We start from the raw sequence: 21,293 nt of genomic DNA on the forward strand, positions 1-21,293 counted from the left end.
AAACTGACCGATCCGAGTTGTCTGCCACTACTACTGTTTTGGGCGAGGAGTGGGCGTCATGGCATCTCGAATATGTCGACCTTAGTTTCGAGGCAACGGCGCAAGGCAAGATCGTTGCTGCCGATCGAATACCAACCTTCCGGGCGTTGATAAAAATCGAGACCACGCCCAATCTTCACGATCCAGCCGTTATCGACACGGATTTCCCGGTCGTGGAGGTTCTCGTTCAGCTCTATCGTCAGCAGGACATCAATTTCCAGCAGACTCTGCTTCAGTTCCTCCAGCTTCTCGTTCATGGCGGCTAGGTCCGTCTTATCATCGTAGCTAGTGACCAGCTTGATGTGACGCACGGTCGGCGCCTTCACGACGGCTTCGCAGAAACGAACAAAATTCGTGATCTGGTGCGGCAATCTGATGTACGGGTCTTCTATCATCAAAGCCTTTGCGCCGCGGAGATAGGGGCCGATGATGCTGTCGTACGTATGGCCGGTATCGCCATAGACGATCGTGAAGTGCTGTTCTTGGGGCTCGCACTCACTTTGACCCACGGCCACTTCGGTGGGCGCATCTATAGGCGGCGCGTCCCTGGCCGGTTCAGCCGCCTCAGGCTGTTCGATAGGCTCGGCTTGCAACCGGCGGCGGGCGGGTTCGAGCGTTGCATAGGCGCCAACGGACTCCGGGCAGCGAACAACGACTTCAGTGCCTTTGCTATCGATATAGGAGAGCTCGATCTGGGCAAATTCGTCGTCCGGCTTGCGCTTGTTCATCTGCTCCTTGATGCGGCGTCGGCATTCGACGGCATAGGCGACGTATTCCTCGAACTCCTCGTCGCTTGGCGGGTCCACCGGGTGCAAAATCTTCAGGAAGGCGCACAGGGTCTTCTTAATGCCCTTCTCGTCGCGCCCCTCCACGGCCTTGCCCAGCTTCACACGCTTGCTGACCTCCTCGTAGCGGTTGCTGTGCTTCAGCTGATAGTGGAAGGCCTCTGCCAGGTAATCGGTGATCAGCCCGAAGCGGCCGGTTAGGTACGCGCTGCTGTTCTTCGGCATCTCCCAGCCGGGAAGATAGCAGGCGAAACGGTCCATGATGGCGAGATCGAACTGCGGCGGCAGCGGCAGGAAGAGGTCGTAATCCGTGGACTTTACGATCTGTTCGATGGACTGGTCGATATTGCCCACGAAGGCCATGCTCGCGTTAGCGATCACCTCCACGCCGCGGGAGAAGCGACCGTTCGCCATGAAGTCCTTCATGATCTGGATCGTATCGGGATCCTTGATCTTGATCCCACCGACCTCGTCGAAGGCGACCGTGTCCCAGAACCCGACCAGACCGATCTTATGCCGGGCGTTGTTGTAGAACAGGATCGATTTGGTTGCCTGGCCGCCGCTGATCAGCGTGGAGTAGGGTGAAAACTCGCTGAAGAAGTAGGATTTGCCGGTTCCCCTGGGCCCCAGTTCGATGAAGTTGAAGTTCGCCTCCACCAGCGGGGCGAGACGGGCGATGAAATGGAATTTCAGGCGTTTCGAGAGTTTGGATGGCTCCAAGCCAACGGACCGCAGCACGCAATCCAGCCACTCGTCTCGGGTCAACTTGGAGCGCGCTTCGCCGTAAGCGGAGAAGTCGAAGCGGCTGAGCTGGATCGGCCGTAGATCTTCGACATAGAACGCATGATTGTCGCCGTCGATGTCGTTGTGGGCAATCACCACCTCGGCCCAAATGCCGCCTTCCAGCAACCGGTCGGTATCGCGATAGAAGCGCTCGCCGATGGCGATGCGCTGCGATGCGAAGTTCTCGAGCGAGGCCCAGTGCCGGCGCTCCTTCTCGACATAGCGCACATGTACCTTGTCGATGAACTTGTGCTTGCCGGTCATCGCCACACGGGACTGCGCCGCATTGGCTTCGTCGGGCCGCACATAGTTTTCATGCAACGTCGCCAGCACGGCTTCCATGCCGGCCTGGATCTCTGCTGGATCATTGCTCGCGCAATAGCGAGCCAGCAGGAACTCCAGCACGAAAGTCGGGATATTCGTGCCCTTCTTGATCCGGTGCAGCAGGTCCTTGCGAACGACCTTACCTTCGAACACGTCATTCAGCTTGCGGTCGAGGTCGTCCATTTCCGGCTCAGACTGCATAGTCAGTCTCCAGTTCCAGGGTGGCATAAGCAGCCATCGTCACCGGGTTGAGCGCCTTGAGCGTAAACTTGCCATGGAATTCCATGTCCATCCTTATAGCCACCTGTTCCCGCTGGCCGGGTTTGAGCGTCAACGTGCCCGTCGCTGGATCAACCGGGTCGCTCCGTTTCGCCTCGCCGACAACATCACCCTTTCGGTTCTGGGCTTCCAGCAGGATCTCGAAATCGACCGCCTGTGAGAACATGTCAGCGCTCTCCACCAGAAGATCGACGACCGGCAGCCGCGTCGTCACCCGTGTGGCGCCATTCTTGTAAATCAGTTTAACCGAAGCGACAGGCAGCGCGGCCTGGCTTACCGGTTTCAAGCGGACCGTGAGTACGGGCACGACTGCTTCCTGTAAGGAAAGGCCGCCGTGGAAATATTTGAGGCCGCGGCGGTAGGGCGCCATGGTGCGCGGTCCGGCGAACATTCCGAAGTCTCCGCGAATGCCGACTCTAGCTGCAGGAAGCGCAAAATTCTGGGCATCCTCCGCGCCGTCACCAAGAAGCGCACGGTCATGAATGGTGAGCCAGCTACCCGGCGGCCTCGCGCATAGATCGCCCGCTTCGCCATGGGCATTGAGATAAAATCCGTGGTCTGTGACGATCACAGCATCGGTGAAGCCGCGCTCCTTAAGCCGGTGGATTGCCACCCGTATCGAGTTCAAGGTTTGTCCGATAACCCCGAGAGTGCTTTCCGGATTGGTCTCCAAGAGACTGTCAATCTCTGTGCTTCGCAACACGAGCAGATCGACCGTTTCAGCGACCGAGCTCTTCTTATTGCCGATAAAGTCGGAAAGCGTGGTCTCGGCAAATCGATCTCCGAAACGCGCACGCAGCACTCCCATCCTATGCGGGACAGTTGCAACCGGATTTCCATCCAACTTGGGCATGATGCCACCATTCTCACGGGCGATGCTCAGCCCTGCACCAGCGCCTGGCAGCAAGCTGGCCATGCCCACCGGTGTGATGGTCGGCACTTGAGCATAGGCCGACACTAGGTCTGCCTGTCCCGCATCCATGAGCAACCGGTGTAGGACGACCCCAAGCTCGTAGCGCAGCGCGTCGACCAGGATGTATGCTAACCTACGCCCACGCTCGGCAAGGATCGGCGCTACGATACGATCGAACACGTCGGCGTTCGCGAGCCGGCCTTGCGGTGGCCAACCGGCTGTCGGCAGATGCCGGGTAAACAGCGTCTGAATCTTGGTCGCAACCTTTGCGTAGTGCTGTCGAGCATGGTCGACCACGTCATCCACCACCGGATCGTGAGACACATAGTCCCCGACGGCCTGCTCGAACTCCCGTTGCAGACGGTCCACTTCGCGCAGGCGCGTCCCATAATGATCGAGCAAAGCATCCATGCTCCAACCGCGATCTGCCAAGCTAGCGTCCGCGGATTGGCACTCTTCGACGAGCTGAAGCGCTGCCGTCACCAGCTGCCACTGCGCCTGGCTCTCGCCCTTGCCGAGCCAGACGGACTGCCGATGCCGCGTCACAATGTCGCGAATGTCATCTAGACGATCGTCCTTGAGCGCATTGACGGCGGCGGCCAGAAAGGTCCGCTCCTCGAACGGAAAAGTGTCCTTGATTCCAAGGTCAAAAATTCCTGCACAGGCCTCCACGAGACCGAGGTCGCCCTCGATCTCCTCCGCCCGTTCGATATAGGACTGCCGTCGCCTCGTATCCTGACGCAAAGTGTCGCAGAGATATTCGACGAGCGGCCGAGCGGCCTCGGATCCACGAGGTACGCTCGCCAAGTTGGCAGGGAGCGCGGCAGGCAGGTCGAAGACGAACTCGCTGAACAGCAGAAACCGCCACAGCTCATCCGCAATGGCCGACCATGTTTTGCCCCGAGTGGCCAGCTTCAGGCCGAGGGACGCAGCCAACAGCGCTCGCACCTCGCTAACCCAGGCATCCTTTTCCTTCAGCTTTGCTAGCTGCTGCTGTGACGGCGCCAACAGCGCCAGCAGAATGTCGCGGGCGGATTCGACCCCAAGGATGGTCCGAAGCACCGGATAGCCGACGCCGCCACCGATGTTATCGACGAGCTCAAACGAGGGCGAAGGATCAGAGTCGAAAAGGCGGCGAATTTCGGTGGCGTGATCAGGCTTCGCTCGGAGGCATAGGCTCAGATATTCGTCGCCAGCGCCATCGGGAAACACGGCCCCGCCTACCGCGAAAATACTGAAGGGATCGTTTGCTCGCTCTTCATCAGTCGTCGGCAACCGGGCCGGCACATAGATTAGCAGAGCCTTCGGCTCCGATGGGCGCGGTTGGCCGAGCTTCATAAACGTCTGGAGCGCAGCCTCGCGGCTTTCGATGCCGCTCGCTGAAGCATCCACAACAGCAACTGTGTCGGAGGCCATGCCTTGGCAGAGCTCTCCATACCGTTGCTCCAGGTCGTAGACCACAAGGCAGGTTGCCTTCGCCAACCGAGGACGCAAAACGTGGTCGCAAAAAAAGGAGCGCAAGCTCATTCCATCTCTCTCAGAACGAGAAGAGACTTCACCTCATCAAGCATTGTTCGAGTGCGCGTCCGTATCGCGCACTCGTTCCAGTCGTTACGGGTTGCGAGAGCGCGATTCAGGTACAGGCCGTTCTTGTAGCCTATATGGTCGCCCGCTTCATTAACCCGGTCCCGCTTCTTCTCGAAGGTCATTGTGCCTAGACGGGAATTGTAACCGCTGAGAGTTAGATTGCCCAGTTGATGCGCACTGCGCCGCCTAATGTCCTCAGCGCCTTCGCCCTTGCCGGCTGCTTCAAGCATAGAGATCCAGTCGTCGGATAGGTTCTCTGTTTTCGGCAGGATGTGCTCAACTGTGAAGATAGGGCGGCCATGCGGATCCTGCGCCCATAGGTCGCGCCGATTTTCCAGTGTCTGATGAGCCTCTTCCAGCTTGCACAGCATGAAGCGCGTTACATCGTAGTTTTCCACATATACATCGCCAGCAAGCTTCGCATCACAGATCTCTTGTAACGGTGCTTTGCTCATAAGCCATTGACGCGACGCCTTAATAAAATCGTTCAGGTCCTCGTATCCTCCCTTACGGAGAGGACCAATAAGATGGGCGACTAACTCCATGAACATCGGATCGAGTTCGCGAGTAGGCGGCATATCGGTCAGATTGCGCCAGAAGAACCACTTGGTGAGCAAAGACGCCAAGCGGTGAACTGCATCGCCCTCACTCCATTTCTGGCTTTGTGCAACCTGGCAGGTCCAAAGCAAGAATGCGTAAGCCGGCGCGGCCCCCAGGCGTTGGAGGTCCTGCAGGGCTGCTGCAGCGGCGTCGCCCCATTGCTCTCGCGCGGCGGTAGGGTTTAGCAACGCCGAATAGGTCTTTCCTTTAGTTTGCAATGCTTCAAACAGCCAGACTGGGCGTTTGCGCAGCAAAGTGTCGTAGATGGTAATCAGATTTGAGCGTGTGGCTCGGGTGCAGCCTTTAACCTCGACCTGCTTGAGGTACTTGAACATGTTGTACAACTGGCGCAGGAAACGCTCCTGAACCGCCGGGTCGGGCAGCGCGTCGACAAGGTCCTTCCACTCTTCAAACGCACGGTCGATGCCGTAGTCGGGGCGCTTGTCCAGCTCGGCCAATAGGTTGTTCTTGATGATGTCGATGGCCGAGAGTGGAATGCCCCGGTTGTTGATCGACTCGAACAACATGAAAGCGTCAGAGTGGCTGCGCACCTCGATCTTCACCAACATTGCGGCCTTAAGCTTTTCCAGCAGAGCCAGTGCTTGATCTTGCGAAAGACCATCGAGACGCTCAGAGAAATAATTGTAGGCGCGCGCGATGCGACGGTTACCAAAGTAGCTCAAGCCCTTCGGGGCCTTTACCTGCTTGGGAAACAAATCGCTCAGCACTTTCTGAAAGTCGGATTTGTTCTGCGCTTGCTCACTGGGTTCTAGGCGCCAGTGTCCGGTCGCGCGAACGAAAATGCGGCTTTCCAGGTTGTCTAGCTCGACCAGCAGACGGCGATCCGGGTTCGGAATGGCGTTAAGCTTGTTGTAAAACGCACAGAACAGCAGGCTGATGGTGGTAAACCGCTGTTGGCCGTCGATCAACTCGAGCCGACCACCCGCCATGCTGTCCTGCTGGGCATTCACGCAAATGATGGAACCCAAGAAGTGCCCGCTGGGTGACTCTTCCAGGTCGTTGAATAGGGAATCCCAGTTCTTGGCGCCCCACACATACTCGCGTTGGTACTTCGGAATGAAGAACGACGTTGCGCCATCGGGGCTGAAATAGAAGCTGACGGGCAGCGCTTTGACGTCCTGGATCATTCTTCGCCCCCAGCCTTCTTTTTGCGGGCCTTCTTCGGCTGGTTTTCCGGCTCGACGTACAGGTGCTCCAGGTCGTGCGCGATGGCCAGCGACTTGTCGGTCTTGCATTTCTCGCGCACGCGGTCGGGCCAATAGGCCATGGCCAGATGCGCCCAGTCGAAGTCGCCCTTTACCAGCCTGGCCCAGGTGTCCTTCAGAACCTTCTGCCAAGGCTTGTGGCGGAACAGCTGCCATAGGGGGGCTGCAGTGATTTGGACGCCGTCGTCATGGTTCGGTCGATAGGCCGGCGCGATCTGCAGCAGGGTGTCGCGCAGCTCTATCAGCTCCAGCTCGAGGGTTTGGAGCCCCTCGAACGCCTTCTCGTCGTCGCGCGAGCGGGCGGCGCCCTTGTCGCGCAGCGTGGTGGCATCGCGGCTGACTTCGCGAAGCTTCCGATCCACGAAGTCGTTCACGGCGGAATAGAGCGTCTGGCTGGTCAGGCTGGGGTAGTAGAGCCAGAGCGTGTAGCTGCCTGAACTGGTCGAGATCGGCCAGTAGATCGGTGCCTTGCGGCGGCTCTTGCTGTATTGCCTCAGGTGCAGGGGGAAGAAGTCCCGTTGGAGCCAGCGGCGCATATCGGCGGGCACTGGGGCTTCGACGCGGGCGAGCACTTCCTCGATCAGGCGGGCGAGGTCATGCGGATGCCCCTGGTCGTCCACCAGGATGCCGGAATGGGCATGGAACGGCTCCGCACCGTCAGGCAGCATGCCGGGGCTCTTGGCGGGCAGCGGGTCAAAGGGTTCCGGTTCGGGCGGGGCAGCGCGCTCGCCAGTGGCCAGGCGCCAGTCGAAACGGCTGAAAGCGACGCCCGCAGCCCAGCTGAGCAGTCCGTCAGTTTGGTCTATCGCTTCGGCGCCATCGTCGTCTTCGCTATAGTCGGCATCCTCAGTAGTGTCGCTTGCATCCTCGTCCGCCGTGCCAGACAACCCGAGCGCAGCGGCGCGGTCTTCGTCGCTGAACCCGTAAAGATCAAAGGCGATGTCATCGATCTCGGCCTGGATGACAGCCAGCTCGGCTTCAATCGACGGCGGGTCGTAGTCTCCAAGACGTGCGCGCAACGCCGCGGGCAAATGAAATGCGTGTGAGGTTTCCGATACGGTGTCGAGCCCTCTTTTGAGAGACCAGGCCCGCAGTCCGTGTTCCTTCAGCTGAGTTGAAATATCCCGCCTCAACTCTGGCCAGGGCATGATTTGGAGGATTCCAACGATAAATTCTGGATATCCAAACCGACCTAAAGCCGTCTTAAAGAGATAGTCAAATGGCGAACTGTTGAACAGTGCCAGTGTACTTAGCTCTTCCTTTGGCTCTGGAAACGCAGAATAGCCTCTAACAGAGAATACGCATTCTCTCGGAAGCGCTTGAGGCGAAAACCTCTTGGCGCGGAGAGGCCATGTCAAACCAGCCCTCCGAAAGTACTCAATATTTTGAGGGCGTGAATTAAGTTTTCCAGTGTCAGGATGAAAGAAGTTTCGAATTTCTGCTCCCTGGTTTCTCCAATTCACCGTTAGAAAGATGTCGTGATAGAATGGCGAAAATGAACCACCCTTTGCAAACCCAGGCCAGCGATCAACGTCTGCAGTTATTTCCCACCATGCCCTAACAAAGCGGAAGTCATCAGCTGTTGCCAGCCCTTGTCTAACTGCACGCCCGTTGCTTTCAAACTGAGAAAAATCTTGAAAAATTCGGCGAAGTTTTTCGCTAACCCAATAAGCGAACGGGGCACCTGGAACCGACCGAAACGCGTAAGGCTCAACTTCGCAGATCTGCGGAGAGTTAAGATTATTTCGAAAGCCGTTACAGGCTTCGCTCAGGCTGCGGGATTTGTCTGCTTCCGACAACAATCTCAGGAAAACCGTCATATCCGCTTCTCCAGCACATAAGCCGCCGCTTCTACCATTGCGTCATCCATCACACCGAGGCCGAGATCGGCCATGACCTCTGGCTTGGCGATTGCGAGCACAACCTCCTCCCGCCATTTTTGAAAGCTCGATAGAAAGAAACAGGTTCGTGAAGTAATCGCCCCAATGCGAGAACCGCTTCGCATCAAGGACAGGCCCCGCTCTACAAAAATCGCTAAAAGGTCATTCTTACTGTTTGGGTAGGCTTTCGTCATTTCTGCCTTAGTTGACGAAGCGAGCGCGCCGAATGGAGGGTTCATCACTACAACGTCGAAAACTTCGCGGCAGTGATCGATCATAAGAAGGCCCTGAAGCGCATCGTCAGCAAACAGTCGCCCCTGATAGGTGGACCGCGCAGCGCGTGCGAACTCGGTCAGGGCGTCCCGTAGACGTACCTCAGCCTTCCGCCACTGCGCCACGTCTTCTTCGCGGAAGAGGTCGCCATGCTCGCCAAACACAGCGCGCACAAGGGCAGGTAGTTCCCTCTCAACTTGCAGCAGCACCCCAAGCTCCGGCAAGCCCTTGAGCACGAACAGCGTCTTCTCGAACAGCTCTGCATCCAGGGGGTCGAGCTCTTCCATGAACCGCTTTCGCAAGTCCACCTCGGCCGGGGGCGCGACGGCCGCCACCACATGCCCACGCCCCACCTGAGGCCGGTCCTTGGCCTTCACGCCCGCCTGATGCCAGGCGCGTTGCGCACGCAACCACAGCGCCAGCGACGCGATCTGCGCCGCGCGCGGGTCGATATCGACGCCATAGATGTTGTGCTCAATGATCAGCCGCGGCACGTCGCGCAGGAAGGCATCCTGGTCGGCATAGGTTTCTGGCAAAGGCTTCAGATCGGGGCTGCCGCCGGTTGCCCGATCCAGCTCGTTCGGGCCATTAGACTGCTCCCAATCCCATGCCTCGCGATAGATCGCCTGGAACAGGTCGAAGGCATAGAGCCCGAAATGCATCGAACCGCAGGCCGGATCGAGCAGCTTGATCGTGCGCGGATCGCGCAGGCGGCCAAGCGGCTCGGACGCCTCATCCGGTTTCACCAGCAGGTACTGGCAGCGATCGCGCAAGCAGGTCTCCCCGCCCGTCCAGTTGAACCAGAGCCGCCCCAACGTGTTGTCGACCAGGAACTCCACCACATAGCGCGGGGTGAAGAACTGGTTGCGCACGGCCAGTTCACGGCTGTTGCGCGGCGCTTGAGACGCCTCGCGCATCGCTTTGCGCTCTTCCTTCGAATTGAAGTACTGGTAGATCCAGCCGATCGTCTCGTCCTCGGCCCAGAGCGATGCCAGATCGGGGGCAAGCAATTCTTGTAGCACATCATTTAGCGCAGGCTCTCTCGGGAAAAGGAGGCTCTGCGGCGCGTGTCGGTCGAACAGCGAGGTGAGGTCGGCGGCGAAGTGGTCGAACAGGCTGAACAGGTAGATCTGATAGGCCTCTCCGGTTTCTCCCAATGCACCATTGACGACCGCCTGATAGAGCCGAAAACCTTGCGACTGCGTTCCTCTGCCGATGGATTCCGTGATCAAGCCTCGAACTTCCATCATGCGCAGTGCGGCAAGGCGGTTCAGCACGGTGAAGGCCTGCTCCCGCACAATGCGCTTCAAGACGTTTCGCCGCGCCGCGCCTCCAGTGTCGCTTTCGGCGGCGAGGTAATGGTCTAGAATTTGCCGCAGAACGCTCGCCGTTTCCAACCGCCGATCATCCAGATGGACGAGGCTCTCGAGATCCGCTGAATTGCCGGTCATCGGGTCCAGACCGTAGACCTGCTGAAGTTGACGTGTGAACTCTTCGGTGAGGATGCCCCGCACCTTTCCGACAAAGCGGTTCAGGCGCGCCCTCGTTGCATCATCAAAGGCCATGGCTCAACCCTCGCCGATGACGAAGTCAAAGTCGCAATAAGGCGCGTCGATCCGCAGCGCCCGTAACCGCTCAATCAGGATATCGAGGTCCTCGGCCGACGAGACTTTTGCCGGCACGGTGATCCTGCGGCGGGTTTTCTCCGGTGTTTCCTGTCCTCGGACGATCTGGGCGGAAGGCGGAGCTAGACGCTGCCTCCCTTCCGCCGCAACCTTTTTTTTGAGCTGGTCAATAGTGGTGGTGAGATCGTACTGGCCCGCAAGGAGCTTCTTCAGTCCGCCGATCGTAGCATCCACGGCAGGTACCATGTTGCGTAGCTGCGCCAGGGAGTCCCGCTGTTCCTCGGTGGTGAGTTGCGCCCACTCGGGCAGGCGGGCCAAGTCCGCGTCCGCGCTTACGACCAGATCCTCCTGCAACTGCCCGAGCCGGTGCACAGCGGCCGCAACCTGCGCCTCCATCGCCGTCAGCCGGCTGCTGATGTCGTCGGCGTACTCGAAAAAGGTCCGCTGTCCCAGGCGGTCAGCCACAAGGGCGAGATCATCAGCGATCGCCGCCCGCAGCTCGCCGGGTATTCCGGTCGCAGGCAGATCACCGACGTCACGCTCGAAATCCCGCAGGTGCCGAAGGGTCGCTTCCAGGCCGTCATCGAATGCCCGCTTGAGCTTCCCTGCCCATAATAGCTCATCGTGAAGAGCTGATTGCTCCCCGCCGAAGGCCTGAGGCGCCTCTGACGCATCGGACAGCAGCAGGTCGGCAATCTGGCGGTTGACGGACTCCATCGTGTCGGTTCCGGGCAGCCGCAGTGCCGAAAGCCGTCCTCCGAGGGGGGACAAACGGTGCTGCAGCTCAGGAAGCAGCTTCTGGGCTTTCTTGCTGATCTCCTCTTCCAGAGGCAGCACGTCGTCGCCCGAAAGGTCGCGCAATCGCTCCGCAGCGCGCAGCAGCACATCCATGGACGGGCGGTCATGCCGAAGGGAGACCCCAATCGATTTGAAGGCATTGTTGGTCTTCAGCGCCTCGATGGCCTGCTGACCGACCGCCGTGACCTCGCGGCCGCCGACCTTGAGCTTGATCTCGCTGGCAAGGAGAAGTGCCGCGACGAGGTAACGGGTCGTGTCCGGAGACCAGCCGAACGGATGATCAGAGAAGTGCTCGAGCAGCTTTTTGCCCTCGATCACTCCATTCCGCTCAACGACATCGCGAATGCTGACGAGCGCCTTGTGCTTGGTTTCGATGCTCGGTTGGCCGCGGTCAAGGCGAACGAGGCTCAGCGGATCGAGCTGGGATGTGATGGCTCGAAGGTTGGGTGCCCGCAGAAACTTCTCGGGCAGCGCCGTGTCGACGCGCTCTCCCGCTTCCGGATAGCGATCGTAAATTTGGGACGCAGCATCACCGATGTGCTTTTTCGCCGCCAGCGGAAGCTGGGGATCGAGACTTTCGACGGCGGTGGAAGTGCCGCGAAAGATGTATGCGCCTTTGGCTAGTCCACGCGACAGGGACAGCTTGAGCTCATTATGCAGCTTGGCGGCGCGGTCGCTTTGGCTGGCGCAATACTCCTTCACCTCCTGATCAGGGTCGTTACGGTGAAGTTCGACAATGCGCGCACAGCGATAGATTTCGGTTGCCTTGTCCATGGCGTCGGCCGGCATGGACCCAAGGAGGTAGATCGTCGTCGACATTAGCCGCTGCCGGGATTCCTCGACCAGCTTTGTCCGGTCGGCATCGAACTCACCGGGCTCCGATAGAGCGATGAGGGTCTGAACGGTTTCCCGCTCTCCCGTCAGGGTGGTAGGGCGGCCGGAAACCAGACGCTTCAAGCCCGTAGTGACGGTCAGATTGCCGAAGATGCGCGCCGATGGGGGCGGGTCGAACACTTCGGCGAGTGCGGTATTGAAAATGCGCTGGACGTCGGTTGTGCGGAGCGGAATCTGCAGCCGTTCCTGCTCCACATCGTTCAGTCGCTCGCTGAAGAAGCGGAGGCTGCCGTCCTTTTCGCCCAGCGGGACGAACTGGTTTCTGATCATGGCATCGACGGCAGATTTTACCGCGTCCAGCACGGAAGCTGTGTCGACCTGGGGATGCATCAATGCCGCAACATTCTCAACGGTTGCGGGAATGTTGGCCAATATCTGTAGCACGACGACCGTCTTTGCGACCGCCTGAACCGTTGCGTTGTCTGGGAACTGGACGATGACCTTGTCTACCGCGGTGTGGAGCGACGGAAATGCGCGGCGAATGTCGCGCTCCAGGGAATCATAAAGCGTGACCGTGGTCGCCAGCCAGCCGGTCGGACGGTCGGCAACCGGCGGCTGATAAACGCTCGGTTCGACCAGAACGTCCTGGATGACTTTGATCGCGGAACGCAAGCCGATGCCGCCGGTCGATTTGGCGAGGGCACCAAGGAGGCGCAGCAGGATCTCGAAATGTGCCGGGAGAAACGGGTAGAGATTGATGAAGGCCTGGCGATCAAAACCGGCATCGTAGAATTTCGCATCAGCCAGCTTGGTATTGTGACGAAGCGCCTGGCCGTGGCGATCGAACAGGCCGCCGAGCTCGGCCTCACCGGCAGCCGACTTACCTAACAGGCGGCGATAGCAGATTTCCTTGATATCGCTCGATTCCAGTTCAACCGAGATCGGGAACCGGTCCTTGAGCTTGAACAGCAGGGGCGAATTGATCGCCATGCGAGGATCGTCTTCGGTCAGCGTTTGCTGGGCCGTGCCGAACATCCATACCTTGCCATGGCCGATATTCTTGATGTTCTCGGCGAGCCCTTGAAGGTCGTGGATCTTTCGCGTGTCGCCTCCGACATACTCGCCGATTTCGTCGATCACGAAGACGACGTGGTCTTTGCCTGTCTCCTCGCGGATAACGTCGATCATCTCCTGAACGCGGTCGTTCATGAGGTAGATCATATCGCTTGTGGCCGCGGAGAAAGCCTGATCGCTCTGGAACAATAAGGGATACATCTCGTAGGCGAGCGCGGGCAGCAGACTATCGACCACCAGTTCGTCATTGTGGTAATCGGTCCATATCTCACCGGTCTGATCGGCGAACAGCTTGACGAATTCTTCGTAGCGGCCATCCCGCTTGAGCTTGCGTTCCAGGGCCGCCACCTTGAGGTTTCGCGAATACCCCAGTTGCTGCAGCACCTTGTGGTAGAGGACGGTTGAAACCTCGGCGAGCGTGGCGCCGGCTATTTGCTGACTGGCAAGGTCCAGAAGGATGACCGCTGCGGACAGGCGAGAAGCAACCGCGTTCAGCAAGGCCTTGGTCTGAGGGCGGCGCAGACGGTCGTATAGGTGGCGCAGAAACGGCTGGCCATCAACGATCACCCGCTGGTCGAGCGCGAGCCCGAGATACTTCGTGAATGAGCTCTTGCCCGAGCCGTAGAAGCCCGAAACCCAGACGCCGACTTCATGGCTGCCATCGCTGTCGAGCGCTGCCTGAATGTTCTCGAGCAGTCGCTCCAGCTGCTGATCGATACTGTCCGTGACGATGTACTCGGAAATCTCGGCCTTGAGGCGCTCCTCCTGGGAGGCCTGATAGGAAATGACTTTTTCGATGGAGCGTTCGATGCCTCGTTGCGGATCGAAAAGAGAGCGAATCTGCGTCATGAACTTGAACCCGATGCTGAAATTGCGGCCGTCATCCGCCGACGTGAACCGATCGATAATTGCCGTCCTCAGGATAGAAGCCGAGGAAGCGCAGGCGCGTCTTACCCGTGCGGGTGCCAGGATAGAGGAAGACGGTCGGCACGTGAAACTTGCCCTGGAGCTGGGCCTCAATGGCGCCGATGCGCATGTAGGGGTGGAGCGCTTCCAAGTCGGTAACCAGGACAATCGCGTTGGGCTTGTTCTCAAGGCGCGTGAGCACTTCCTCCAACCGGTTTTGCAGCTGATTCTTGCTCGTTAGGGCGTTGGCCAGGCTCTTATTGGTCTTGTCCCATGCCAGCGGCGCTTTCCGATCAGCGGCTAGCCATATGTTACGCATGGGCGCGTTGCGCAGAATATCGAGCACGTGCTGGGCGACCGAGAATATTTCCACGTCCCAACCCTGATTGCGGAGCGCCGCCGTCCAAGCCGGCAACTGCCGCTTTACCTCCAGGATGTCTCGGGGCGGAAACACCAGATAGAAAATTGGCTCGAAGCTGGCATGCGCGAACTCGCGGCCGGCGTTCACGCGCCGAATAACCTCGTCGAAATCAGCCCTGAGTGAGGCCATGAGCGAACTCCTCCATCGACTTGGCCTTCCACGATATCTGAACCGCATTTCCGGCGGTCTGCACGATGATGTCACCGCGTAGCGCGAGACGTTTCAACTCGGACAGTACGTCACCCGGCTCAAGGCCGAACAGTCGCCAATCATCATGTTGAAGCAGCCCGTTATCACCGACCCCACCGAAATGAAGATCATGGGCGACGAATGCGATAACCATCTGGCCGGGACGGAACGACAGAATCGGTCGAGCTTCTCGTCTCATGGAGCCGAGGAGGCCGAAGTCTGCGCACGCGCCGAGAAGATAACTCGCTACACGGGTGATCGTGGATTCCGACCAGTGTGTTGTCGTCACGCCGTCCGAAACAGCGCGCCGAACGAATTCCAAAGCCTCCGCCTTGCTCACCTCGGTCGCGCCCGCCGCGTAACGCGCCCAAAACACATCCTGGACGAAGTCACCGAGGATTCGGTTAGCCCGGCAGGTGTAGAAAAAGAGCAAATGCTTGAAATCAGTGGCCGACAGCGCCTGCGACAGGGCCTTCAGCGAGTGGGCTGGGGCACCCGCCTCTATCAGATAGCGAGGGGCAAAGCCCTCAGTCACGATATTTCGCAGGCGCCGTGCAGCTACGTTCGGGAAGCTTCCAGAGGAAAGCGCCGTCTTGAGGAGGGTTTGGGCATCCATTTCCGGCTGCCAGAGATCAAGTAGCCGTATGGTTTCTGGCACAAGCCCCAGCCCGGCCTGTAGCCGCGTCGTGTAAGGAGGCTTAGTCACTGGCGATCAGCGAAATAGGGAAATGTCTGCACGGAGGCCGAAAACGCGGCTTGGTAATGTCCCGCGACCAGGGCGACCCAAGCTATCGATTCCAGGCTTTCCGGCGCGCCAACATTGATCGGGCCTGGGTTGACCTCAGGTGCAGCTGGAGAGAGGGATTTCAATGCCGTACGAGCAGCGTCGCCGTCAGCCAACGCCTTTACCAAATCTCCCTCGCTTTGGAGCAGGACCGCTTCATGCAACCGACGCTCAAGCCCTTCTGGAAGGCGGAACAAATGAAACACCCGGCCGACACCGATGCGCTCGTCATGCAGCCGGCGCGCTGCCTCGACTACTCCATGGTAGCGCGCCGGTCCGGTCCGCTCGCCATAGATGGGGCTGAGAAAGCCGACAGCTTGTGCCGACATGAACTTCGACGACCACCAACCGGCGTTGTCGCTCTCGCCAAGGAGGCCAACAGCTAGGCGTAGTGTGATGATGTCGGCGACGCCGTTGTCCAACATGAGCTCAGAACCCCGTATTCCGCCTGCGAACAAGGCACTCAGCCGATTTCATAGAAGGGACGCCATCCCAATAGGGCCAGCCTTATAAGGCTTATCGTGTCCTGAGGTGACGGCCGAAAACAAACAAAACATGCAAATCCTCCCCAACCCTCTAGGCAGCTAGCGCATCGAATTCCGCTTCCGGCACGACCATAGCCGATGGCACACCCCGCCTGTAACCCCTGTCGGGTAATAGCCTGAACGGCCGCATAACGTCTGTACGATAAATTGAGTCCCTCCGATCGAAGAAAGCTCAGGAGGTGGTCTTACGGAACCTACAGCACGCTGTAGTCAGCGCGCCTCCCGGCGCCGATCCGTTGCTACTAAATCCAGCAAGCCACGATTGCTTCCGCCAACTCGATCACATCGTTTGGCAGTTCGTTACCGGCCCTGGAAGACGCATTTCGGGCCCATGGACGGCGCGGCAGGTAAACACTGGGCACCGCCAGCGCAACGGAGTGCCTTTCAGGAGGAACCCCCATGGCGCGATGGCCAGCACTGAGATGCCGGCTGCATCGGACGACGAAGCCGCCTGTCAGACCGCGTTGAGCTCCGCGTCCTCTTGGACTCAACAGGCAACCCAGGCCGTTCTCCAGGCGAAGATGCGGGCGGGGCTAACCCGCACGACAGCGCCCATAGCTTGACTGGCGAGACTGGGGGCGCCGCGTCCACCAGCAGGGACTCGACCTGAGAGCCGAGGCCATCGCCGGACAGCTGCCCAAGCAGTTCCCGCTGCGCCAAGGTCTATGTTGTTTCGCGCCCTAACGCATGCAGCTCAATGCTTGCAAACCTCGAACATTCGGCGAAGGCCGGAGTCGCACGCCCTAGCGGGCGTGCCAACTTTTTTCGATTTGGCGCCGTTGGGAACCTTGATGCCGACGGCCCGCTTCCCTGGGTTACGCCTCGGCAATCAGGTACGTGCGGGCTTCGCGAACAAGCTCCCTCACGAGCGCGACCAGATCCCCGATCCGCCCCTCCTCGATGACGATCTCTCCCCGGTGGCTCCAGGGCCTGCCGTCGAAGGGCCTCTCGTAGCACTGGATGCGGACGACCGCGGAGTGACCAGCGACGCCGCGGACCGTTGCGACCCTCAGTTGCCGGAAACCGTTCAGCGCGAGGAGCTTGCCGTTCTGACCGGGTTTTCTCAAGCTCGCAAACAACGGCTGGAGCATGTTCGCCGAGCAGTAGACCACTCCCCGACCGCTCCGCCTTATCCGGACACCGAGGAACCGGTTTTCATGGTTGGCGACCACCTCGATCTCGAGGAGCGAGCCGTCGCCCATCGGCAACTCTCGCGCAAGTCCGGCCCTTCGCCGGTCCGGGCGTTTCCTGTTTCCCGCCGTCGCACGCTTGCCGAGGTCCATATCTTCTTTCCGTAAATGCCTGTTGGAGAGCTGATCCTGGGCATAGCGGGACCACCCCCAGACAATTCCGAGGGTGATCCCGCTATGCCCAAGCGATCTTGCATGCCCGTCCGAGCCGCCGCCGCTGGGCATGTCCGTCCTTTTCCTGCTCAGGCGGACACTCGCTCACTACTTCACGGCAGCTAGCAGGGCTGCCGGCGGTCCCTGGGCTTCGAGCTTTAGCGGTGCCCTGTGGGTGAATGACCGCACCCCGATGGTACCCGGTCCCTGAATGCCCCAACGGTTTGAGCCTTTCGACATTCAGGTGTTGGCAATACGCCAAAAGCCGGCGTATCGATCAACACGGCAAAATTATGCAGTCAGCATCAGGCGTTCAAGCGCGCTGTTGTTAAGCGAAGAACTTTTATAATGTCGGTACATCAATTTATCAGGAACAGAGCCGCCAGCTTCATTCGTGAGATTTTTGGAACCTTGTATTACGCAAGATCATACCCCGGATCCGCCGTGCGAATATTTAGGGCCGAATCATCACGGCTGGACGACTGCCCTCTGCCATGGGGTCATCCGCGATCAATGATTACCGCTGAGCAACCGGATCATCTGTGTCCGGATGCCTCCTTGAAGTGCGTCAATCTCTCCAGGTGTCAGATCGGACGCACTCAGATCCTTCAACGCCTGCCAGAGGAAGACCTCGATCCGGTCGGGGGGCCGCCCGCTGACCTGCGCCAGCGCCAGGGCCAGCTGGCGGACGAGATCGCCATCTTCCGGCTCTTCAGTGTGGATCATCGGCCCGGAAGCGGGCGGCCTCTCCCTCATTCATAGAGGTCCGCGAAGGTCGGGGGGCCGGCGGGCTCCTGTGGCTCGCCGGACGGCAGGCTCTCGATGAACGGCGCCGCATCGACACGCAGATCGAGCCCTGCCTGCAGGCGCTCGTGCATGTAGGTGAGCAGCAGGACCATCACCTGCGGGATCGGGCGCGTGCCGGTCATGTACCGGCGCACGGACGTCTCGTGGATCCCGGTGAGCCGCGCAAACTTCCGCTGCGAGCCATAGCCGCCGAACAACGCGGCGATCGCCTGGCGGAACTGGATCGGTGTCATGCTCGCCAGCGTCATGGGAGCCGGCGCAGAGTTGCTTTTCTTCATGTGACTGCCTCCTTGTCACGGCGCAGTCAGCGGTAAAACAGCGATAAAGTCCAGTATTTCAGCAACTTAAGTGATTTTTCATAATCGACGGCGGTGATGCGCCCTCGGCCCATTCTGCAATGTTCGGCCAATGTTCGTGTGGCATAAACTCGGAGATGGAGCACAGCGCAGCAGATCTTCCGGACTCGGGTTTTGCCTCTCTCTCGCCGAAGGAGGAGACCGCCGTATCGCCCGATCCCCATCTGGTCGAGCTCGCCCGCCTGCTGGGCCGGGCCGCGGCACGCGCCTGGATCGCCTCCCAATCTCCCCAGACAACACAGGATTGACCCCATGTCCCCTGCCTCCCGTCCGCTGCGCTTTTGCACCGTCAAGGATGTCGCCGATCGGCTGAGCGTGTGCGAGCGCACCATCCTTCGCGCCATCAAGGCCGGCGACCTGCCCGCGATCCGCGTCGGGCGCCAGCTCCGCATCTCCGAAGAGGCGCTGCGCGATTATCTCGAGCGCCGGCGCAGCTATCAGCCGCTCTGGGGCCTGTCCGCAAGAATACCCTGTTGTCCTTTCAAGTCATTGTTCTACAAATTAATATGAACACATACCTTTTTCGTTCACGAAAGACGAGTATACGACGGTTTCACAGAAGTTATTCAGAGGTACACTCAGGACTTTACTGTCCTTTTCTGTCAGGTTAACAGTGTCATGGAGGACCCCATGAAGACACATCCGCCTCTCACCCCGCTGAAGACTCTCTCGCTGGCCGATCTGGAACAGCTCGCCGCCACCATGCCGCTGGAACGGGAGGGCCGCCGGGCCCATCTGATCGGCGCGCTGCGCCGGATCGCGGGCGTGCTCGGCCGTCCCGGCGAGCAGATCCGTGTCGATGCCGGGTTCGCCGATAGCCTCCGGAAGGTGAAGCACCAGACGTTCGGCATCAGCGTCTCCCGCTGGCGCAACATCCTTGTCGAGCTGCGCTTCTGCTGCCGGGCCGCCGGCATGCCCGCCGGACGCTCGCTCACGCCCATGAGCCCCGCCTGGCAGGCACTGTGCGCCCTGGTGCCGCCCGAGCCGCGCCGCCGTCTGGTCCGCCTTGCCCGGTACTGCTCCGAGGCCGGCATCGCGCCCGAGGCCGTCAACGACCAGGTAGCCGCCGATCATCTGGACTGGCTGCGCGAGGGCGCGTTCAGCAAGAACCCCTGGCACGGCTACCGCCTGCTCGCCCGGACCTGGAACGATCAGGGCGAGCAGCACCCCCAGTGGCCGTCCTACCGCTTTACGCTGGAGGATCGCCGCCGCCGGGTGAACCTGTCCTGGAGCGACTTCCCCGAGAGCCTGGTCAATGATCTGGCCGCCTGGGAGAAGCAGGTCTCGAGCGGTTTCGACTTCGATGCCGAGAAGCCGGTCCCCTCCGAGCCGCTGGCGCCGCGCACCATCGCGACCCGCAAGCACCAGCTCCTGACCCTCGCCTCGGCGGCGGCACGGGCCGGACAGCCGGTGGAGACGCTGACCTCTCTGGCCTCCCTGTGCGACAAGGCGGTTTATGTCGCCGCCCTCAAGAGGCTGCGCACCGAGCATGGCAAGGAACGCTCCAGCTGGCTCGCCAACATCGCGGGTGCGCTTTTGCCCATTGCCCGTCACCATGTCCGTGTCGGCGAGGACGCCTACCGGCTGCTGAAGGCGGTCCACAAACAGGTCACGCCCCGGGGAGGCGGCCTCAACCGGAAGAACCAGCATCGGCTCGCCCAGTTCACGAACCAGCACCGTCTCAACGCGCTGCAGGCCCTGCCCGCATCGACCTTCCGCCGGCTGCGGCGCGCGGCGCCCGACCGCGCCGGTGCCCTGGCGGCGCAGGCCGCGCTGGCCATCCAGCTGCTGCTCGATGCGCCCATGCGTCTCGCCAACCTGACCGGGCTGCACCGCGAGCGCCATCTCGCCTTGCAACAGGATCGGAAGGGACAGCCGGTGCTGCGCATCCTGCTCCAGGCCGACGAGGTCAAGAACCGGCAGGATCTGACCCTGCCGGTACCGGCGGACACGGCACGGCTGATCGAGGAGTACCTCACGGTCTACCATCCGCTGATCGCACCTGCCGGTTCGCCCTGGCTGTTTCCCGGGCAGCCCGTGTCCCGCCACAAGGCAGCCGCGCGCCTGAGCACCCAGATCAGCCGGTTCCTGCTGGAGCAGCTCGGCGTCGAGATGCACGTGCACCTGTTCCGCCATCTTGCCGCCATGCGCTATCTGCGCCTCCATCCGGGCGCCTACGGGGTGGTGCAGATCCTGCTCGGCCACAAGAGCATCGAGACCACCATCTCGGCCTACGCCTGTTTCGAGCAGGAAGGGTCCATCCTTCAGTTCCAGGGCTCCCTCAAGGGCGGAGGACGCTAGGCATGCGCGCACCGGTATCCCTGCTCTTCGAGCATTGGCCCGCGGCCGAGCAGGCCGTCTGGCTGGCGCTGTTCCGCGAGGCCGATCTCGGCGAGATGGATGGGGCCGCCTCCCATCTGGCTTCCAAGACCCGCGAGTTGCACCTTCATGCCTGGGGACGCTGGCTCTTCTGGCTTCAGAACCGGGGCGAGCTCGGCGCCAGCCCCTCCTGGCAGCTGCTCACGCCGGAGAGGGGCCAGGCTTTTCTGGGCTCGGTCGCCCATCTGGCCCCCAACACCCAGGCCATGATCGCGCAGACGCTCGAGCAGTGCGCCCTCTGGATGGCGCCCGGGGGCGACTGGCACTGGCTCAAGCCGATTCGCGCCCGGATCCGCCACGAGCAGCACCGCCGTCGTGACAAGCGGCCGCGGCTCGTCGAGACACAGGCCCTGGTCGATCTCGGCTTTGCCTTGATGGAGGACGCCCAGGCCCGCGCCGGCCTCATCCCCGTGCGCCACCTGACCCGCTACCGGGACGGGCTAATGATCGCAATGCTCGCCGCCTGCCCGCTGCGGCTCGGCAACTTCACCTCCATCCGTCTGGGCCAGAACCTCTGCCACGACGGCGATCGCTTCCGGCTGC

Annotated in this window: 15 protein-coding genes (1 of these 15 cut by a window edge); 3 read left to right on the forward strand and 12 right to left on the reverse strand. The window is 60.5% G+C overall.

Features of this window, described 5'->3' with window-relative positions; translation table 11 throughout:
* Nucleotides 1-56 precede the first annotated feature (56 nt).
* The 12 genes from brxL to WJU17_RS06990 form a co-directional block, all read right to left on the reverse strand.
* A complete protein-coding gene (gene brxL, locus WJU17_RS06935) occupies nucleotides 57-2,114 on the reverse strand; it encodes a BREX system Lon protease-like protein BrxL (protein ID WP_346327409.1) in 2,058 nt (685 codons plus the stop codon).
* 7 nt (nucleotides 2,115-2,121) lie between these two features.
* Nucleotides 2,122-4,650, reverse strand: a complete 2,529-nt coding sequence (locus WJU17_RS06940; RefSeq protein ID WP_346326606.1) for a PglZ domain-containing protein — start codon at nucleotides 4,648-4,650, stop codon at nucleotides 2,122-2,124.
* The gene (locus tag WJU17_RS06945; protein ID WP_346326607.1) at nucleotides 4,647-6,458 is read right to left on the reverse strand and encodes a DUF262 domain-containing protein; all 1,812 of its coding nucleotides are present in this window, start codon (nucleotides 6,456-6,458) and stop codon (nucleotides 4,647-4,649) included. The genes WJU17_RS06940 and WJU17_RS06945 overlap by 4 nt, the downstream gene beginning before the upstream one ends.
* Nucleotides 6,455-8,356, reverse strand: a complete 1,902-nt coding sequence (locus WJU17_RS06950) for a type II restriction endonuclease subunit M (protein ID WP_346326608.1) — start codon at nucleotides 8,354-8,356, stop codon at nucleotides 6,455-6,457. The genes WJU17_RS06945 and WJU17_RS06950 overlap by 4 nt, the downstream gene beginning before the upstream one ends.
* Nucleotides 8,353-10,254, reverse strand: a complete 1,902-nt coding sequence (locus tag WJU17_RS06955) for an SAM-dependent methyltransferase (protein ID WP_346326609.1) — start codon at nucleotides 10,252-10,254, stop codon at nucleotides 8,353-8,355. Before WJU17_RS06955 ends, WJU17_RS06950 begins: the two co-directional genes overlap by 4 nt.
* A gap of 3 nt (nucleotides 10,255-10,257) precedes the next feature.
* Nucleotides 10,258-13,869, reverse strand: coding sequence for a BREX system P-loop protein BrxC (gene brxC, locus WJU17_RS06960; protein ID WP_346326610.1), 3,612 nt, complete (start codon nucleotides 13,867-13,869; stop codon nucleotides 10,258-10,260).
* A gap of 31 nt (nucleotides 13,870-13,900) precedes the next feature.
* Nucleotides 13,901-14,476, reverse strand: coding sequence for a BREX protein BrxB domain-containing protein (locus WJU17_RS06965; RefSeq protein WP_346326611.1), 576 nt, complete (start codon nucleotides 14,474-14,476; stop codon nucleotides 13,901-13,903).
* A complete protein-coding gene (locus WJU17_RS06970; RefSeq protein ID WP_346326612.1) occupies nucleotides 14,457-15,242 on the reverse strand; it encodes a BrxA family protein in 786 nt (261 codons plus the stop codon). The genes WJU17_RS06965 and WJU17_RS06970 overlap by 20 nt, the downstream gene beginning before the upstream one ends.
* A complete protein-coding gene (locus WJU17_RS06975) occupies nucleotides 15,239-15,745 on the reverse strand; it encodes a BrxE family protein (RefSeq protein WP_346326613.1) in 507 nt (168 codons plus the stop codon). Before WJU17_RS06975 ends, WJU17_RS06970 begins: the two co-directional genes overlap by 4 nt.
* A gap of 935 nt (nucleotides 15,746-16,680) precedes the next feature.
* Nucleotides 16,681-17,148: a hypothetical protein gene (locus tag WJU17_RS06980; protein WP_346326614.1), complete on the reverse strand. Its 468-nt coding sequence runs from the start codon at nucleotides 17,146-17,148 to the stop codon at nucleotides 16,681-16,683.
* Nucleotides 17,149-17,718: 570 nt separating this feature from the next.
* Entirely contained in the window at nucleotides 17,719-17,964 is a 246-nt protein-coding gene (locus WJU17_RS06985; protein ID WP_346326615.1) for a hypothetical protein, read from the reverse strand.
* The gene (locus WJU17_RS06990; RefSeq protein WP_346326616.1) at nucleotides 17,961-18,293 is read right to left on the reverse strand and encodes a hypothetical protein; all 333 of its coding nucleotides are present in this window, start codon (nucleotides 18,291-18,293) and stop codon (nucleotides 17,961-17,963) included. The genes WJU17_RS06985 and WJU17_RS06990 overlap by 4 nt, the downstream gene beginning before the upstream one ends.
* Before the next feature lie 330 nt (nucleotides 18,294-18,623).
* Between WJU17_RS06990 and WJU17_RS06995 the strand changes: the two genes are divergently transcribed.
* The 3 genes from WJU17_RS06995 to WJU17_RS07005 form a co-directional block, all read left to right on the forward strand.
* The gene (locus tag WJU17_RS06995) at nucleotides 18,624-18,881 is read left to right on the forward strand and encodes a helix-turn-helix domain-containing protein (RefSeq protein WP_346326617.1); all 258 of its coding nucleotides are present in this window, start codon (nucleotides 18,624-18,626) and stop codon (nucleotides 18,879-18,881) included.
* Nucleotides 18,882-19,001: 120 nt separating this feature from the next.
* Nucleotides 19,002-20,672 carry a site-specific integrase gene (locus tag WJU17_RS07000; RefSeq protein ID WP_346326618.1) on the forward strand — a complete coding sequence of 557 codons (1,671 nt, stop codon included), beginning with the start codon at nucleotides 19,002-19,004 and terminating at the stop codon, nucleotides 20,670-20,672.
* 2 nt (nucleotides 20,673-20,674) lie between these two features.
* Nucleotides 20,675-21,293: the 5' portion of a site-specific integrase gene (locus tag WJU17_RS07005; RefSeq protein WP_346326619.1), read on the forward strand. It continues 437 nt past the right edge of the window; the window shows 619 of its 1,056 coding nt (coding positions 1-619); it begins with the start codon at nucleotides 20,675-20,677; its stop codon lies off the right edge, out of view.

It is taken from the genome of Iodidimonas sp. SYSU 1G8, from assembly GCF_039655775.1.
Lineage (GTDB): Bacteria > Pseudomonadota > Alphaproteobacteria > SMXS01 > SMXS01 > RI-34.

Coding starts and splice junctions, on each gene's coding strand:
- WJU17_RS06955 (WP_346326609.1), bottom strand. CDS start 10,254: ATGGCCTTTGATGATGCAACGAGGGCGCGCCTGAACCGCTTTGTCGGA.
- WJU17_RS06975 (WP_346326613.1), bottom strand. CDS start 15,745: ATGTTGGACAACGGCGTCGCCGACATCATCACACTACGCCTAGCTGTT.
- WJU17_RS06980 (WP_346326614.1), bottom strand. CDS start 17,148: ATGGACCTCGGCAAGCGTGCGACGGCGGGAAACAGGAAACGCCCGGAC.
- WJU17_RS06965 (WP_346326611.1), bottom strand. CDS start 14,476: ATGGCCTCACTCAGGGCTGATTTCGACGAGGTTATTCGGCGCGTGAAC.
- WJU17_RS06990 (WP_346326616.1), bottom strand. CDS start 18,293: ATGAAGAAAAGCAACTCTGCGCCGGCTCCCATGACGCTGGCGAGCATG.
- WJU17_RS06950 (WP_346326608.1), bottom strand. CDS start 8,356: ATGACGGTTTTCCTGAGATTGTTGTCGGAAGCAGACAAATCCCGCAGC.
- brxC (WP_346326610.1), bottom strand. CDS start 13,869: ATGACGCAGATTCGCTCTCTTTTCGATCCGCAACGAGGCATCGAACGC.
- WJU17_RS07000 (WP_346326618.1), top strand. CDS start 19,002: ATGAAGACACATCCGCCTCTCACCCCGCTGAAGACTCTCTCGCTGGCC.
- WJU17_RS06985 (WP_346326615.1), bottom strand. CDS start 17,964: ATGAGGGAGAGGCCGCCCGCTTCCGGGCCGATGATCCACACTGAAGAG.
- WJU17_RS06940 (WP_346326606.1), bottom strand. CDS start 4,650: ATGAGCTTGCGCTCCTTTTTTTGCGACCACGTTTTGCGTCCTCGGTTG.
- brxL (WP_346327409.1), bottom strand. CDS start 2,114: ATGGACGACCTCGACCGCAAGCTGAATGACGTGTTCGAAGGTAAGGTC.
- WJU17_RS06995 (WP_346326617.1), top strand. CDS start 18,624: ATGTCCCCTGCCTCCCGTCCGCTGCGCTTTTGCACCGTCAAGGATGTC.
- WJU17_RS06945 (WP_346326607.1), bottom strand. CDS start 6,458: ATGATCCAGGACGTCAAAGCGCTGCCCGTCAGCTTCTATTTCAGCCCC.